This is a genomic window from Flavobacteriales bacterium, assembly GCA_030584065.1.
Classification (GTDB): domain Bacteria; phylum Bacteroidota; class Bacteroidia; order Flavobacteriales_F; family PHOS-HE28; genus PHOS-HE28.
The window spans coordinates 688,845-705,146 of record CP129489.1 but is presented as its reverse complement, the minus strand read 5'-3'; the positions used below and the strand labels follow the sequence as shown (position 1 = coordinate 705,146).

The 16,302-nt window shown below is 64.3% G+C and carries 14 protein-coding genes; 13 read left to right on the top strand and 1 reads right to left on the bottom strand.

The window, feature by feature from the left end; translation table 11 throughout:
- The first annotated feature begins 50 nt into the window (after positions 1–50).
- The 5 genes from QY325_03020 to QY325_03000 all read left to right on the top strand — a co-directional run bounded on the left by QY325_03020 (position 51) and on the right by QY325_03000 (position 7,477).
- Positions 51–2,390, top strand: coding sequence for an Rv1355c family protein (locus QY325_03020; protein ID WKZ66903.1), 2,340 nt, complete (start codon positions 51–53; stop codon positions 2,388–2,390).
- 2 nt (positions 2,391–2,392) lie between these two features.
- On the top strand, positions 2,393–3,148 hold the full coding sequence (locus tag QY325_03015; GenBank protein ID WKZ66902.1) for a hypothetical protein: 756 nt from the start codon (positions 2,393–2,395) through the stop codon (positions 3,146–3,148).
- Positions 3,149–3,250: 102 nt separating this feature from the next.
- On the top strand, positions 3,251–5,335 hold the full coding sequence (locus QY325_03010) for a 7TM diverse intracellular signaling domain-containing protein (GenBank protein WKZ66901.1): 2,085 nt from the start codon (positions 3,251–3,253) through the stop codon (positions 5,333–5,335).
- A gap of 3 nt (positions 5,336–5,338) precedes the next feature.
- Entirely contained in the window at positions 5,339–6,877 is a 1,539-nt protein-coding gene (locus QY325_03005; GenBank protein ID WKZ66900.1) for an ATP-binding protein, read from the top strand.
- Positions 6,878–6,928: 51 nt separating this feature from the next.
- Positions 6,929–7,477: a hypothetical protein gene (locus tag QY325_03000; protein ID WKZ66899.1), complete on the top strand. Its 549-nt coding sequence runs from the start codon at positions 6,929–6,931 to the stop codon at positions 7,475–7,477.
- 102 nt (positions 7,478–7,579) lie between these two features.
- On the opposite strand, the gene QY325_02995 is transcribed toward QY325_03000, so the two are convergent.
- The gene (locus QY325_02995; protein WKZ66898.1) at positions 7,580–8,662 is read right to left on the bottom strand and encodes a 2Fe-2S iron-sulfur cluster-binding protein; all 1,083 of its coding nucleotides are present in this window, start codon (positions 8,660–8,662) and stop codon (positions 7,580–7,582) included.
- A gap of 182 nt (positions 8,663–8,844) precedes the next feature.
- Between QY325_02995 and paaA the strand changes: the two genes are divergently transcribed.
- The 8 genes from paaA to QY325_02955 all read left to right on the top strand — a co-directional run bounded on the left by paaA (position 8,845) and on the right by QY325_02955 (position 16,299).
- On the top strand, positions 8,845–9,789 hold the full coding sequence (gene paaA / locus QY325_02990) for a 1,2-phenylacetyl-CoA epoxidase subunit A (GenBank protein WKZ66897.1): 945 nt from the start codon (positions 8,845–8,847) through the stop codon (positions 9,787–9,789).
- A 60-nt stretch (positions 9,790–9,849) separates the two neighbouring features.
- Positions 9,850–10,143 carry a 1,2-phenylacetyl-CoA epoxidase subunit PaaB gene (gene paaB, locus QY325_02985; protein WKZ66896.1) on the top strand — a complete coding sequence of 98 codons (294 nt, stop codon included), beginning with the start codon at positions 9,850–9,852 and terminating at the stop codon, positions 10,141–10,143.
- 74 nt (positions 10,144–10,217) lie between these two features.
- On the top strand, positions 10,218–10,970 hold the full coding sequence (gene paaC, locus QY325_02980; protein WKZ66895.1) for a 1,2-phenylacetyl-CoA epoxidase subunit PaaC: 753 nt from the start codon (positions 10,218–10,220) through the stop codon (positions 10,968–10,970).
- Between the two features lie 102 nt (positions 10,971–11,072).
- Entirely contained in the window at positions 11,073–11,558 is a 486-nt protein-coding gene (gene paaD, locus QY325_02975) for a 1,2-phenylacetyl-CoA epoxidase subunit PaaD (protein WKZ66894.1), read from the top strand.
- A gap of 43 nt (positions 11,559–11,601) precedes the next feature.
- Positions 11,602–13,059: an HD domain-containing protein gene (locus QY325_02970; protein WKZ66893.1), complete on the top strand. Its 1,458-nt coding sequence runs from the start codon at positions 11,602–11,604 to the stop codon at positions 13,057–13,059.
- A gap of 98 nt (positions 13,060–13,157) precedes the next feature.
- Complete coding sequence (locus tag QY325_02965) at positions 13,158–13,733, top strand: hypothetical protein (GenBank protein ID WKZ66892.1); 576 nt, start codon at positions 13,158–13,160, stop codon at positions 13,731–13,733.
- 95 nt (positions 13,734–13,828) lie between these two features.
- Positions 13,829–14,731: a tRNA (adenosine(37)-N6)-dimethylallyltransferase MiaA gene (gene miaA, locus QY325_02960; GenBank protein WKZ66891.1), complete on the top strand. Its 903-nt coding sequence runs from the start codon at positions 13,829–13,831 to the stop codon at positions 14,729–14,731.
- Entirely contained in the window at positions 14,728–16,299 is a 1,572-nt protein-coding gene (locus tag QY325_02955) for a hypothetical protein (GenBank protein WKZ66890.1), read from the top strand. The genes miaA and QY325_02955 overlap by 4 nt, the downstream gene beginning before the upstream one ends.
- The last annotated feature ends 3 nt before the right edge of the window (positions 16,300–16,302 follow it).

The following is a 16,302-nucleotide window of genomic DNA, read 5'->3' as shown; positions in this document are numbered from 1 at the left end:
TGACTAGATTCGCCCCCACTCGGACACCTTGGACAACCCTTTGACTGACCATGAGCACCTGGCACGAAGCGCTGCAGCGCGCTTCAGCGGCTGAGGCGGACGCTTACCGCCCTGTGATCCTGCGGCCTGCCCTGGCCGATGACCGGCAGGCCCTGGAGGCCTTGCTGGAGCGGTCGCGGCCGGTCGTGCACGACCGGCTCCAGGAGCAGGTGCGCGAACTGGTCCGCGTGATGCACCCGGCCGCACGGCTCACCGCGGCCGATCTCGACGCAGCCGCCAAGGCTCATCTGGGGGGTGTTTCAGCGGCGGACTATGGCGCATGGGTCTACTACCCTTGGTCGAACCGCCTGGTGCACCTGCTGGATGAGGAGGAATTCGTGCGCGTCCGCACCGACCGCAACCGGAACAAGATCACCCGCGAGGAGCAGGAGGTGCTGGCCACCAAGCGGGTGGGCGTGATCGGATTGAGCGTGGGCCAGAGCGTGAGCCTCACCATGGCCATGGAACGGAGCTTCGGGGAGATCCGGCTGGCTGACTTCGATACGCTCGACCTGAGCAACCTGAACAGGATCCGCGCAGGCGTTCACGAACTGGGCAGTCCCAAGGCCGTCAACACCGCCCGGGAAATTGCCGAGCTCGACCCCTACCTGAGGGTGGTCCTATTCACGGAGGGAATCACGGCGGACAACCTCGACGCCTTCCTGACCGGCGGTGGCAAGCTCGATCTCCTGGTGGAGGAGTGCGACAGCGTGGGAATCAAGATCCTCGCGCGCCAAAAGGCCCGGGCATTGGGCATCCCCGTGGTAATGGACACCAGCGATCGAGGGCTGCTTGACATCGAGCGGTTCGACCTGGAGCCCGAACGGCCGCTCCTGCATGGAACCATGGAGCATCTAGACGTGACGCTGGCGATGCGGGCGACCACGGCCGAAGAGAAGCTGCCTTTCGTTATCCCCCTGATCGGCTTGGAGAACCTGAGCCCGCGGATGAAGGCCAGCATGCTGGAGATTGAAAGCACCGTAACCAGCTGGCCACAGCTGGCGAGCGCAGTCGCCTACGGCGGAGGCACAGGCGCGCAGATGAGCCGCCGCATCCTCTTGGGCGAGGAAGTTCCGAGCGGCCGGTGGTGGCTTGACCCGGATGCGGCTGTGAAACCCACGGGATTGGCCGAAGCCGACCATGCCAAGGACAAGGCCAGCCACCTCCAGGATTTGATGCCTCCCCATGCTTCATCCGCTGGTGGGAATCATACGATCGTCCCAGGAAGCGCCGATGCGGCCAGGGTCCCGATGACGATCGAGGAGGCGCGCCAGCTGTCGCTCGCGGGGAGCCTTGCCCCATCGGGCGGTAACTGCCAACCGTGGCGATTCGTGCACACCGGAGGCAGGCTGCTGGTATTCCTGGACCGCCAGCGCGCCCAAAGTGCACTGGACCCCGGTTGGCGGTACGCCTACCTCGCCTTGGGCGCCTGCATCGAGAACATCGCGCTGTCGGCAACCCAGTCCGGGCTGCATTTGGACATCCTGCGCCACGAGTCGCGTCCGGATGACCTTGTGGCCACGGTGGAGCTACGGGAACGATCTCCCGCAGAGACGGTGGACAAGCGTGAACGGCGACTGGCTCAGGCCATCCCGTTGCGCTGCACCAATCGGAAGGACTCCCAAGCTCAAGAACTGACCGATAGCGAGGCCGAAGCGCTGGCCTCCGTGCTGCAGAACCACAGCCGCGTTTCACTTCGCATCATCCGCGACCGGAAGACCATTGACCGCATCGCCGCCCTATGCGGCAGGGCAGAGCGCATCCGCGCGCTGAATACCACCTGCCACCATGACATGTTCGTGAAAGAGATGCGCTGGACCCAGGAGGAAGCGGAGCGCACGGCGGATGGCATCGACATCGACACGCTTGAACTCTCCCTATCTGACCGGGTTGGCTTGCGGGTCGCATCCGATCCTGGGGCCATGAAGCTCCTCCGATCCTGGGGTACAGGAAGGGCCATTGAGAAGCTCACTGCGAAGGGCGTTCGGGCATCCGCTGCATTGGCTGTTCTTAGCGCTGAAGACCTCGGAATCGGCAGTGCATTCGAGGCTGGCAGGGCGCTCGAGCGCTTCTGGCTCCAAGCCACCGTCGAGGGCATTCTGGCACATCCGGTCGGTGCTCCCATCTTCATGGGAATCCATGGCCGGTGGGATGAGCAGGGCATACTGTCTGGGCATGAGCACCGGGAGGCGGAGGCCATCCTCAGTGAACTCATCGACATCGCTGGACTGAATTGGGGCGAACCGATCTTCATGGTGCGCCTCGGCCGCGCGGGAAGCCCAACGCGCAGAAGCCTTCGGAAACCCCTGGAGGAGTTGTTCGAAACCAAGGAGTCGCTGATCAGTGCTTGACCATGGAGAACAATACGATCACCATCACCGCATTCAAGGCAAAAGACCGGCCGGACCTCTGTGCCAGGTATGCCGAAGAGCACCGCGCGATCCTAGAGGAATTCGGGGTCTCCGAGGTGGTCAAACCGAATGAAGACTGGATGCAATCGGAGGATTGCATCGTGATTCTCGCCGAGCACGACGAACTCGGCTATGTGGGCGGCATCCGTGTCCAGAAAGGCGGGCCCAGCACTCCCCTACCCATGGAATCCTCTATGGGCACCCATGCTCAACAGTTCACCGTGCTCCTGCAGAAGTACCAGGGCGATTCAGGCGCGGAGGTATGCGGCTTGTGGAACGCGCATCGGTTCGCAGGGAAGGGCCTGCCCTTGGTGCTGAGCATGGCGGCCGTCTCGGTGGCCAACCAAGCAGGCTTGGACGTGCTGTTCTGCTTTGTAGCACACTACACGCTCCGCCATGCCTTGAAGGTGGGGTTCCAGATCATGGAGGATTTCGGTGATGGCGGCGCCATCAGCTACCCCATCCCGCGCATCAAGTCGTTCGCCATGGCCATTCCCGATGCGATCCTCCTGGAAACGGCACCCGAACGCTACCGTGCCCGGATCATCAGCCTGCGCTGCAGACCGGACCAGGATAGCATTGAGGCCCCGGCCGGTGTCCCCTTTGGCGTGCGCTGGCGGCTGCGGCTGCCGGACAATGGTGCGCATCAGGGGATTTATGCAGATATCCTCCGGCACTACCAGCAGATCCGGGCGTGACGGGGCACGAACCTGTCCCCTAGAGGGCCCGTAGAAGGGGCCATGTTCAGGGCCCCCTGCTTGCGGTCTGCGCTTCTCCTGTTCCTGTTGCCCATTTACGGGATGGCAGCACAGGATGCCTATGTCTTCAACGGCAAGGTCTCCACCCGGCCATTGGGCGAGTACCTGGCCATTCTGCCATCGCACCTGAAATTCAAGGATGCCTCAGAGGCCGCCGCCTTCAATGGATATGCTGAATCGCTTGCCGCAGTACCCAATCTCGGCCTGCAGCCGCATGCGCGGTGGGTCAAGTTCAGCATCATTAATGAATCGAGGGCCGAGGAGCTCGTTATCTCCGTTCCCTACCCGGAAATCGACCGGTTGACAGCCTACGAGCTAACCGCAAGCGGGCCGCGCATCATTGCCAAGTTGGGGCAGGCCGTCCCCTTGGCGGAGACCGAGGCCATCGGAAACGACATGGCTTTCGTCGTGAATCTTCCGCCGGGCAGGCAGGCCGACCTCCTGCTCGAAGTGGAGAGCACAAAGCAGATGCAGCTTCCGCTCATCGCCACGACCCGCGTGGATCACCTGCTTGCGAAGAACAAGAAGAACCTGATCATCGGCGGCTATTTCGGGATCATGATGGTCATGGCCCTCTACAATCTGTTCCTGTTCGTATCCATCCGCGACAGGAGCTACTTGTACTATGTACTCTACATCATCTGCCTTTGCTTCGCACAGCTCACCCTCCAGGGCGCCGGACAGGAGCTTATCTGGCCCGGGTTCACCTGGTTCGCCACGAAGGCCTCCGTACTCTTCACGCTCTGCTCGATGTTCTTCGCCGGGCTCTTCGTCCGCAAATTCATCGGCACGGTCGAACTCCTGCCAAGGCAGGATGTAGTGATGAAGGCGTTCCTCGCGGCGATTGCGGGATGCATCGGGCTGACCATTGGCAATGCCGACCTGGCCGCCTACCACGTGGCACAAGTGCTTTCGGGCACCTATCCGCTTTTCCTCATCATTATCGCGGTATCGGGTATCCGGAAGCGGTCCCGCCATGCCGGGTTCTTCCTGTTCGCCTGGTCCTTCTTCCTGCTCGGTGTCATCGCCTACATCCTGCGCGACCTGAACTTCCTGCCATACAACCAACTGACCGGCTATTCAATGCCTGTGGGGTCCGTACTTGAAGGCGTCCTCCTCTCCTTCGGTCTAGCCGACCGCATCAACATCCTGCGGCGCGACAAGGAGCGCTCGCAGGCCGAATCGCTGGCCATGGCCCAGGAGAACGAGCGGCTCATCCGCGAGCAGAACATGGTGCTGGAGGAGAAGGTGAAGCAGCGCACGGCCGCCTTGGAGGAGAGCAATGAGCACCTCAAGCGGACACAGGTGCAGCTGGTGAGCAGCGAGAAGATGGCCTCCCTGGGTCAGCTCACCGCGGGCATCGCCCACGAGATCAACAACCCCGTGAACTTCATCACGAGCAACATCGCGCCGCTGCGCCGGAACATCGCGGATGTGGTGAACGTGATCCGGGCCTACCGCACCGTGGACCCGCATCGCGCCGCCGCGGAGCTGGAACGGGTGAAGGCCGAGGAGGAGGCCCTGGGCATCGGCGAGACCATCGATGAGCTGGATGACATCATCGGCTCCATGGCCGAGGGCGCACGTCGAACCGCCGAGATCGTACGCGGGCTGCGGAACTTCTCCCGCCTGGACGAGGACGACCTGAAGCCCGCCGACCTGAACGAGGGATTGCGCAGCACCCTGACGGTGCTGGCCCCCCAATACCGCGACCGGATTGAGCTCAGGCTCGATCTGGGGGAGATCCCCAAGGTGGAGTGCTTCCCTGGCAAGGTGAACCAGGTCTTCATGAACATCCTCTCCAATGCGGCGCAGGCGACGATGGCCCGCGCGGATGGGCGTGAACGGGTGGTGGAGGCCCGCACGATGACGCACGAGGACCGCGTACTGGTGCGCATCACGGACACCGGAGTTGGAATGACCGAAGAGGTGAAGGCCCGGATCTTCGACCCCTTCTTCACCACCAAGCCCGTGGGCGAAGGGACAGGGCTGGGGCTCGCCATCGTATACGGCATCATCTGCGACCACGGGGGCACCATCGATGTGGTCAGCCAGCCCGGCGTGGGCACCGAATTCACCATCACCCTGCCGGTGCGCCAGAGCCGCCCGGCCCAGCAACGCGCCTGATCCATGGCCAACGATCGCATCCGCGTGCTCTTCGTCGATGACGAGGAGAACAACCTGAAGTCCTTCAAAGCCGCATTCCGCAGGGACATGGACGTCCTGCTCGCCGGGTCGGGCCAGGAGGCGCTCGACCTGCTGGCCCGGGAGACGGTGCACGTGATCATCTCCGATCAGCGCATGCCAGGCATGAGCGGCAGCGAATTCCTCGCCATCGCCCGGGCGCGGCACCCGGAGGCCATGCGCATGCTGCTCACCGGCTATTCCGACCTGGAGGCCGTGGTGCGGGCCGTGAACGAAGGGGGCATCTACGCATACGCCACCAAGCCCTGGGACGAGAACGACCTGAAGCTGCGGATCCGCCAGGCCTACGAGATACACCAGCTCAGGCAGGAAAAGGAGGTGCTGCTGGACCGCTACGCCCAGGTGTTCGAGACCACCGCCGACCCGATCGTGATCGTGGACCAGCGCGGCCAGGTGCTCGAGGCGAATGCCGCCTGCGCCCGGCTGCTGGGAACGGACCGGGAGGAACTGCTGAGGAACCGCTTCACGGGATATCTTCAGGACGCCCCTGCGCTCGTGCAACGGCTTCGCTGCCACCGCTCCGGCAAGGACTTCGTGAATGTGGACCTCACCTTGCGCACGCCCCAAGGCGCGGTGATCGACTGCCTGATGACGGCCACCTACCTGGGCGCCCAGCGCGGCCACCGGAACGTCTTCCAGGCGATCATCAAGGATGTGACCGACCGCCGGCAGGAGGAGAAGCGCCTGCAGAAGCTCAATGCCGACCTGGACAAGCGGGTGGCCGTGCGGACTGCACAGCTCCTGGAGGCCCTGGAGGACCTGGGCTCGTTCTCCTACTCCGTGGCGCACGACCTGCGCTCGCCCCTGAAGAACATCGCCGCGCTGAGCGAGTTGCTGCGCACGACGGCCGAGCAGGATGAGGCCCTGGCCGAATGCCTGCCCTACGCCGAGCGCATCGAGCGCGGCGCGCGCCAGATGATCCAGCTCGTGGACGACCTGCTCCGGTTCTCCCAGACCAATACCCGCGAGATCGAGCGGCGCGAGGTGGCGGTTGCCGACATCGTGCGCGAAGCGGCATCCGAGATCGCGCCGCCGGAGCGGCTGGGGCAGATCCGGGTCGATATCGGCCCTGAAGCACTGGTGCACGCCGATGCGCCCATGCTGAAGGTCGTCCTGCACAACCTGCTCTCCAACGCCCTCAAATTCACGCGTACCGTGGACGGGCCAGCGATCACCGTGGGCCATGCCCGTGAAGGCGACCACGACCACCTCTGGGTGAGGGACAACGGCGTGGGCTTCGATGCCAAGCACAAGGACCAGGCCTTCGGCGCCTTCAAGCGACTGCACAAGGCCGATCAGTTCGAGGGTACCGGCGTGGGCCTCGCCATCGTGCACCGCATCGTGGCCAAGCATGGCGGCGAGGCCTGGGCGGAGAGCGCGGTGGGCCAGGGCACCACCATCCACATCCGCATCCCCACGGCCGGCGCCAGGCCGGCTGCGATGCCGTTCGGGCAGGTGGCCTGAGCGTAACCCCGCAATGATCGGCAGCGTATCAGGCGCAAAACCAAGCGAGCCATGCGCACCGCACGCCATTCCCCTTCCGCCCTCACGCTGCTAGCCGCCTTGCTGCTCACCGGCTCGGCCATCGCCCAGAGCACGCCGACCAAGGGCAAGCTCGTTGACCGCCGCGACCAGGCCGAAGGCTGGTATGTTCCCGTGCACGGTCACGTGATGGTGGAAGGCGTGCAGGTAAAGGATGGCTTCGACATGATCCTCTACCGCGACAACGAGGAGATGGGCAAGCTGGGGGTCGACAAGCGCGGCCGATTCGAGCTGGAGCTGGACATCGACCAGTTCTATACGGTGCGCATCATCAAGCCCGGCTTCCAGGAGAAGATGCTCTACATCGACACCACCCTGCCCAAGGACCTTGTGAGCTACCCCGACTACGAGTGCTTCGTGAACCTCCAGCGCCCCAACGCACAGGGCGTGGACCCCTTCTACACGGACTTTCCCAGTGCCATCATCCGCTACGATGCGGAAATGGGCGGATTCTACCACAGCGAGCACTACCTCAGCCACATCCAGACCCGCCTGGCGGGCATCGCCAGCGCCACGTTCTGAACCGGAAGCCCTCCTCCGCCTCACGGAACCAACCGAGCAAGGCAGGAGGAACAGGAAGGCGGGCCTGCAGGCCCGCCTTGTTCCGTTCCGGCGGCACGTCCGCTAGTGCTGGTCGTAGTCGATCACCACGCGCTGCGAGCGTGGGTGGGTCTGACAGGTGAGCACGTAGCCATCGGCCACCTCGTCGTCCGTCAGCGCGTAATTCATCTCCATCTCCACCCGGCCCTCGAGCACCCGTGCCTTGCAGGTGCAGCAGACCGCGCCCTTGCAGGCGAACGGCACATCGAGCCCCGCATCGAGCGCGGCATCCAGCACGGCATCGCCCCGGGCGGGCACCTTCAGCTCATGCTCCCGGCCATCGAGGATCACCTTGACATCGGCCACGCCGGTGAACGAGGCCTCACCCGCAGCAGCCGCCTTTTTCTCGACAGGTGCCGCCACCGGCGTGGTGAACAGCTCGAAATGGATGCTCCTGCGGTCGACGCCCCTCCCTTCCAGCACCTCGCGCACGGCAGCGATCATCTGCTCAGGCCCGCAGACGAAGTACTCCTTGCCCAGCTCATCGGAGGCAAAAGCATCCATCAGGGCGGATGCGCGCTCACCGGTGATGCGGCCCTGGTGAAGCGCATCTGCACCACGGCCCTGGCTGATGATGTGATGGACATGGAGACGGTCGGGGTGCGCCGCGGCCATCTCACCCAGCTTGCGCTTGAAGATGATGGCGTCCTCCGAGCGGTTGCCGTAGAAAAGCGTCACCCGGCTCCGCGGCTCGGTCCTCAGCACGGTCTCCAGGATGCTCATGATCGGCGTGATCCCGCTGCCCGCAGCGAACAGGACGAAGTGGCGCGCCTTCGAGGGGTCGAGCGGCGTGGTGAAGCCCCCCATCGGGGGCATCGCCTCGATTCGCATGCCCGGCTTCAGCTTGTCCACGAGCTGCGTGCTGGCGCGGCCATGGGGCACCTTCTTCACAGCGATGCTCAGCCCGCCCGCATCCAACGGACAGCTGCAGATGCTGTAGGAGCGCCGGAGCTCCTCGCCATCCACCGTCAGGCGGAGCGTGAGGTACTGGCCATGCTGGAACGCGAAGTCCGAACGGGATGCCTCTGGAACAGCGAAATCGATGACGATGCTCTCGGGCGTCTCATGATGCACGGCGGACACCTCAAGGGTGTGGAATCGGGACATGGGAGGGCTGCTGCTTCGTGGCTGTGATGATGACCCGCGCTGGCGGAAGGGCGGCAAAAATAGACGCCTGCCGCAGTGCCGTACGCGTTCCGAACAAGGGCGGTCGGGCCTCTGTTCGGAAACTGACGCAACTCAATACCTACCAAGGCCAGGGTCCTATCTTGGCCGCCAAGTATGCAGCCATGACGGACGTTAAGAACCTGGAAGAGCTGTTCCAAGCCAAGATCGACGCCGAACAGAAGATCGAGCCGAAGGACTGGATGCCCGAGAAATACCGAAAGACCCTCATCCGCCAGATCAGCCAGCACGCGCACAGCGAGGTGGTGGGCATGCTGCCGGAGGGCAACTGGATTACCCGGGCCCCCAACCTGCGCCGCAAGGCCATCCTGCTCGCCAAGGTGCAGGACGAGGCTGGCCATGGTCTCTACCTGTACAGCGCCTGCGAGACCCTGGGCGTCTCCCGCGAGCAGACCATCGACGACCTGCTGAGCGGCAAGGCCAAGTACAGCAGCATCTTCAACTACCCCACCCTCACCTGGGCCGACATCGGCGCCATCGGCTGGCTGGTGGACGGCGCGGCCATCATGAACCAGGTGATGCTGTGCCGCACCAGCTACGGTCCCTACGCCCGGGCCATGGTGCGCATCTGCAAGGAGGAGAGCTTCCACCAGCGCCAGGGCTACGAGATCATGGCCGTGCTGGCCAAGGGCACGCCCGAGCAGAAGGAGATGGCGCAGGACGCCCTGAACCGGTGGTGGTGGCCCAGCCTGATGATGTTCGGCCCCACGGACGCCAACAGCCCGCACAGCGCCGAGAGCATGAAGTGGAAGATCAAGCGCCAGAGCAACGATGAGCTGCGCCAGACCTTCATCGACCGCACCGTGCAGCAGGCCGAAGTGATCGGCCTCACTATCCCCGACCCGAAGCTGAAGTGGAACGAGGCCACCCAGCATTACGACTTCGGCGAGATCGACTGGACGGAATTCAACAACGTGGTGGCCGGCAACGGTCCCTGCAACAAGGAACGCCTGGCCGCCCGCAACAAGGCCCATGACAACGGCGCCTGGGTGCGCGAGGCCGCGCTGGCCCATGCCGCCAAGAAGGCCAAGAAGAAGCAAGCCGCCTGATCGAAGTACCTGTAGCGTCGACCCACCGGGTCGACCTACCATTTGATACCACCGGACCCCATGACCGACAACCCGAACAACTGGCCCCTCTGGGAGATCTTCATCCAGAGCAAGCGCGGCCTGGAGCACAAGCATGTGGGCAGCCTGCACGCCGCCGACGCACAGATGGCCATCGAGAACGCCCGCGACGTGTACACCCGCCGCCAGGAAGGCCAGAGCATCTGGGTGGTGCCCGCCGGCGCCATCAGCAGCAGCCAGCCCGATGATGCAGCGATGCTGTTCGACCCCGCCGACGACAAGACCTACCGGCACCCCACCTTCTACACCATGCCCGAGGGGGCGAAATACATTTAGTGAATGGCGAATGGGAGATGGTGAATGGTGCTTATGCGCATTCCCCATTCGCCATTCGCCAAGTCCCATTCACCATGAGCCAGGCACTGTTCACGTATACGCTCCGCCTCGCGGACGACCTCCTCATCCTCAGTCACCGCCTGAGCGAGTGGTGCGGGCACGGGCCCATCCTGGAGGAGGACATCGCCCTCACCAACCGGGCGCTGGACCACATCGGCGAGGCGCGCAACCTGTACACCTACGCCGGCCAGGTGGAGGGCAAGGGTCGCGACGAAGACGACCTCGCCTACCTGCGGAACGAGCGGCAATTCGTGAACACCAAGCTCGTGGAGCAGCCCAACGGCGACTACGCGCACACCATCGTGCGGAGCTTCCTGTTCGATGCCTACCACCTGCCGCTGGCCGAGGCCCTCACCAAGAGCGCCGATGCCCAGTTGGCCGCCATTGCCGCCAAGGCCGTGAAGGAGGCCCAGTACCACGTGAAGCACAGCAGCGACTGGCTGATCCGCTTCGGCGACGGCACTGAGGAGAGCCACCGCCGCGCCCAGGAGGCGCTCGACAACCTGTGGACCTACACCGGCGACCTCTTCGTGATGGATGAGATCCACCAGCAACTGCTGAAGGCCGGCATCGCGCCCGATCTCGCGAAGATCAAGGCCGCCTTCGATGCCACCGTGGATAAGGTGCTGGGTGTGGCCACGCTGAAGCGCCCCGCCGACGGCTTCATGGCCACGGGCGGCCGCCAAGGCAAGCACAGCGAACACCTCGGCTACATCCTGGCCGAGATGCAATACCTGCAGCGCGCGTACCCGGGGGCGGAGTGGTAGGAATGCGCACCGCCAAGACGCCAAGAGCGCGAAGGAAGCACGTTGCCTTCCTCTGGATAGCCTTGGCGGCCTTTGCGTCTTTGCGGTGAACTACGAAGACCCATGATCACCAAGGACCGCATCCTCGAGCTCCTCGACTACGTGAAGGACCCGGAGATCCCGGCCATCAACGTGCTGGAGCTGGGCGTGGTGCGGCAGGTGGAGGTGGAGCCCGACGGGAAGGCCATCGTCACCATCACGCCCACCTACACCGGCTGCCCGGCCATGGATGTGATGGCGGCCGACATCAAGAAGGAACTGCTGGAGGCGGGCGTGCCTTCCGTGGAGGTGAGGACGAGCCTCTCCCCTGCCTGGACCACGGACTGGATCACCGAGACCGGCAAGCGCAAGCTGAAGGAATACGGCATCGCGCCGCCCGAGAAGACCGCCGACATCCGCGCGCTGAAGGGCGAACAACCCGTGGTGGCCTGTCCGCAATGCGGCTCCACGAACACCGTGATGCTCTCCGCCTTCGGCAGCACGGCCTGCAAGGCGCTGTGGAATTGCAACGACTGCCTGGAGCCCTTCGATCAGTTCAAGTGCTTGTGAACTCGCCCTGACCCAGGCATCGGCCCGCTACTTTCGCGGCCCAATGCCGACCGGGCACCGATACACCGTTGATCCTGCGCGCCTCGATGGCGTTGCCGACGAGCCGCTATTCGCCGCGGTGGCCGCTGAAGCCGCGCAGCAGGGAATACCGGCTTTCGCCATCGGCGGCTACGTGCGGGACCGCTTGATCGGGCGGCCGTGCAAGGACATCGACTTCGTGGTGGAGGGCGATGGCATCGCCTTCGCGGAAGCCGTGGCGAAGCGGCTGGACGCGGGAGCCGTGCATGTCTTCAGGAATTACGGCACAGCCATGTTCATGCTCGGTGAGCTGCAGGTGGAGTTCGTGGGGGCGCGCAAGGAGAGCTACAACCGCAACAGCCGCAAGCCCGAGGTGGAGCCGGGCACCATCAAGGATGATCAGGAGCGCCGCGACTTCACGATCAACGCCCTGGCCATCTCGCTGAATGCGGGGAGCACGGGCGCGCTGGTGGACCCCTTCGGCGGCATCCTGCACCTGGACCAAGGCCTGCTCCGGACCCCGCTCGACCCGGACATCACCTTCAGCGACGACCCCCTGCGCATGCTGCGCGCCGTGCGGTTCGCCACGCAACTCGGCTTCACGATCGATCCGGTCACCTTCGAGGCCATCCAACGAAACGCAAAGCGATTGGAGATCATCAGCGCCGAGCGGATCCATGCGGAGCTGAACAAGATCATCCTCGCGGCCAAGCCCAGCGTAGGCTTCGTCCTGCTCCGTGAGAGCGGGCTGATGGCCGAGTTCTTCCCCGAGTTCCTGGATCTGGCCGGGGCGGAGGAGCGGTTCGGCATCGGCCACAAGGACAACTTCTACCATACGCTGCAGGTGCTCGACAACGTGGCCCAGCAGAGCAATGACCTTTGGCTGCGATGGGCGGCCGTGCTGCACGACATCGCCAAGCCCTCGACGAAGCGCTTCGTGCCGGGGGTCGGCTGGACCTTCCACGGCCACGAGGACAAGGGCGCGCGCATGGTTCCCAGGATCTTCCGCCGCCTGAAGCTGCCGCTTGACGAGCAGATGAAGTTCGTGCAGAAGCTCGTGGCCCTGCACCTGCGGCCGATCGCGCTCACCAAGGAGGAGGTCACCGACAGCGCCATCCGCCGCCTGCTCTTCGATGCCGGCGACGACATCGACGCGCTCATGATCCTCTGCCGTGCCGACATCACCAGCAAGAACGAGAAGAAGAAGGACCGCTACCTGCGGAACTACGAACTGGTGATGCAGAAGCTGAAGGACGTGGAGGCGAAGGACCGCGTGCGCAACTTCCAGCCGCCCATCACCGGCGAGGACATCATGCGCGCCTTCAACATCCCGCCGTGCAAGCTCATCGGCGACATCAAGACCGTGATCAAGGACGCGATCCTGGACGGCGTGATCCAGAATGACCGCGAGCAGGCGTGGGCGCTGATGCTGGAGACCGGAAGGAAGCTGGGGGTGAAGCCGGTTGATGGGGTTGGGGCTTGAAGGTTGCCCTCTCCGTGTAGATTCGCCGTCAGGTCCGGAGGAACCGTGCCCAACCCTCAACCTGCCTCCGGCACAACCTGCAACCTTCAAGCACCCCAGTGAGAATCTACCGTTTCCGCGTACTGATCGACCACCCCAGCGAGGCCTTCCGCGACATCGAGATCGGGAGCGAGCAGACCTTCCTCGATCTCCACACCGCGATCAAGGACGCCTTCGGATTCATCGGCCAGGAGATGGCGGCCTTCTATGTGAGCGACGAGAATTGGGACAAGGGCGCAGAGGTTCCCCTTGCCGACATGGGATTCGCCGAAGAAGGCTCTGTGCCGGCGCTCATGCACGAGGTGCTGATCAGCGACCACATCCGGAGCGCGAATCAGCGCTTCATCTATGCCTACGACTTCCTCCATATGTGGCTCTTCATGGTGGAGCTCATCGGCGCGGGCGACCCCGAGCCCGGGGTGACCTACCCGCGGGTGGTGCTGAGCATGAATGATGCGCCGGATGAGCACAGCAAGGAGGATGAGCTCACCGCCGGCATCCTGGATGAGGACCCCTATGCGCTGGACGATGAGGAGCACGGGTACGAGGAAGGCGAAGAGGATGACCCCTTCGGAGACGAAGGCGGCGAGGAGGGCGGCGAGGCCTTCGATGAATCGAGCGAGGATTTCCGGTAGGCGTTGCGTTACTTGAACCCGCGCCCGCGCTCATCGCCCACCTCGAGGCCGCGGAGCGACGGACGCCGGGCTACCGGCAATCGCCCTGCGAGACCATGCGCACACTCCTCATCGTTGGCGGTCCCACGGCCTCGGGGAAGACGGATGCCGGCATTGCGCTGGCCCGGCACTTCGGCACGGAGGTGATCAGCGCGGACTCCCGGCAGTTCTACCGGGCCATGCGCATCGGTACGGCGCGCCCCTTGGAGCCGGAGCTCGGCGGGGTGAAGCACCATTTCCTCGGGCATCTGGAGCTGGAGGATACGTGGAGCGCCGGCAGGTTCGCGCGCGAGGCGGAACCGGTGCTGCAGGAATTGCTAGAGAGGCATGGCGTGGCCGTGCTCGTGGGCGGCAGCGGGCTGTACATCGATGCGCTGGTGAAGGGGCTTGACCCATTGCCCCTGAGCGATACGCGGCTCCGGGAGCGCCTGATACGGCGCACCGATTCCGGCGGAATGCCCGACCTGCTGAAAGAGCTCGAGCGCCTCGACCCGGTCACCGCCGCACGCATCGACCGCAGCAACCCGCACCGCGTGATCCGTGCGCTGGAGGTGTGCCTGCTCACCGGAAAGCCCTTCAGTGCGCAGCGCTCCGGCGCCGGAGACCGCACCGACATGCGCCTGGTCCGCATCGCCATGGACGTGCCCCGAGAGGAACTCTATCGCCGAATCGATGCCCGGGTGGATCGTATGATGGCCGAGGGCCTGGTGGAGGAGGCGCGCTCCCTCCTGCCGCATCGCGCACTCAATGCGCTGCAGACCGTGGGATACCGTGAGCTCTTCCAGTATTTCGACGGCACGCTCACCCTCGAATCGGCCATCGCGCTGATCAAGCAGCACACGCGCAATTACGCCAAGCGCCAGTTGACCTGGCTGCGGCGGGATGGCGGGTGGAATTGGATGGGGCCCGATGAGACCTTCGGCATGACATCGTTGATCGTACCTCGCCCTGTGCAATGAAAGCGCTCCGCTCCGAAACAGACGCCTGGAGCAAGGGGGCGTTCGCAGCGGCAGTGGGTGCCACCCTGATTGACCGGTTGATGGTGCTGATCGGGTTCGGCCTGCGGTACACGGGCGCGGACGATGTGGTCTTCTGGACCGCCGCATCGGACATGGCAAACGGCATTTTCCGAGAGCCTTTCCTGTATGGCCAGAACTACAACCCCGCACTCGAATCGCTCGTCGCCGTTCCGTTGCTCTGGCTCGGCGCTCCCATACAGGCCGCAATGCCCGTGGCCACGTCCATCCTGGCGCTCGCCCCCTTCCTCTCCTGGGCGGCTTGGGAGGCGCATCGCGGACGATGGACCGCCGGCGCACTGCTCGCGGCCTGTCCGGCACTGCTGCCCATAGAATGGGGGCTCATGACCACCATGACCCGCGGCTTCGTCAATGGCTTGGCGCTACTGGCGCTGCTCCCGTGGGTGCTTAGCATCCGTCGGGCCGAGATGCGCGACGGACTTCTCGGATTCCTCGCCGCTGCCGCCGTCGCCGTCAATCCGAATGCCCTGCCCCTTGCAGCCACGTTCATTGTTTGGCACATCTGGACGAACCGCGGGGGGCTCAAAGGTGTGTTCTGCATCCTCGGTGGCGCACTCCCGGCATTGCTGGCTGCCTGGGCGGGCTACCATTTCTATGCCGCCCATCCGGAACGCGTGGTGCACCGGATCGACGACTGGCGACTGACATTCCACCCGGCTGAGTTCATCCCCGAAGCGCTTGGCCAACTCGACAGGCACTTCGCCTGGCTCTGTCCGCTATGGTGGCCGAATGGGGAGGCGGTGATCTGGTTGCTGGTCGCAGCGGTTCCCTTATTCCTTCGGCTGCGCAGACCGGGTGTCTCCATCGCCCTGGCTGCCAGCACTTCAGTGGTTGCGCTGTCCTTCGCCTTCCCCAAGACCATGGACGGCCATGACCACGTAGTCTACCCCCTTTCCCGGATGTTCCTGGCCATGCCCTTGATCATGGGTTGGGCTGCCGCGCAGGTGCCTTGGGGGCCGCCCAGTGCCGTTACCATCTCGAGGGCGCTGCTCATCATCGCCCCTCTCCTCGTGGGGTGGAAGGCGCTCAACCTCGAGGCCGTGATCGCGCAACAGTTCGGAGAACCTTTGGAATTGCCCATTGCCACGGCAACCATTGCCGCGCTTCAGGCAGATGCGGATGCCATCGCCGAAATATCGGCCAGCGAAGGCATCGACCTGGTCGTTGCCTTCTCCAACGATCCGGAGAAGCGCTCCGCCGTGCTTTCCTATGCCGCACCGCTGCTCAATCCCCATGTGCCTAACACCCTGTTCGTCGGGCATGATCGCCGATACCACTTGCGGTCCGCTTCGCGGAACGCCGTATTCCCAACCATCCTGCTCCTGGGCTGCGACGATTCGATCTGGGATGAAGGCATGCGGTCGCTTCCGGGTGCATTTCCCGCAACGATCCGGGGAAGACGGGCGCTGCTCCTGCGCGGCAATGGGATGCCGCTCAGCGAAATCCTGGATCGCCTAGGCCGGGACCTCGGCCCCCTCCCAGCGCAATGAGTG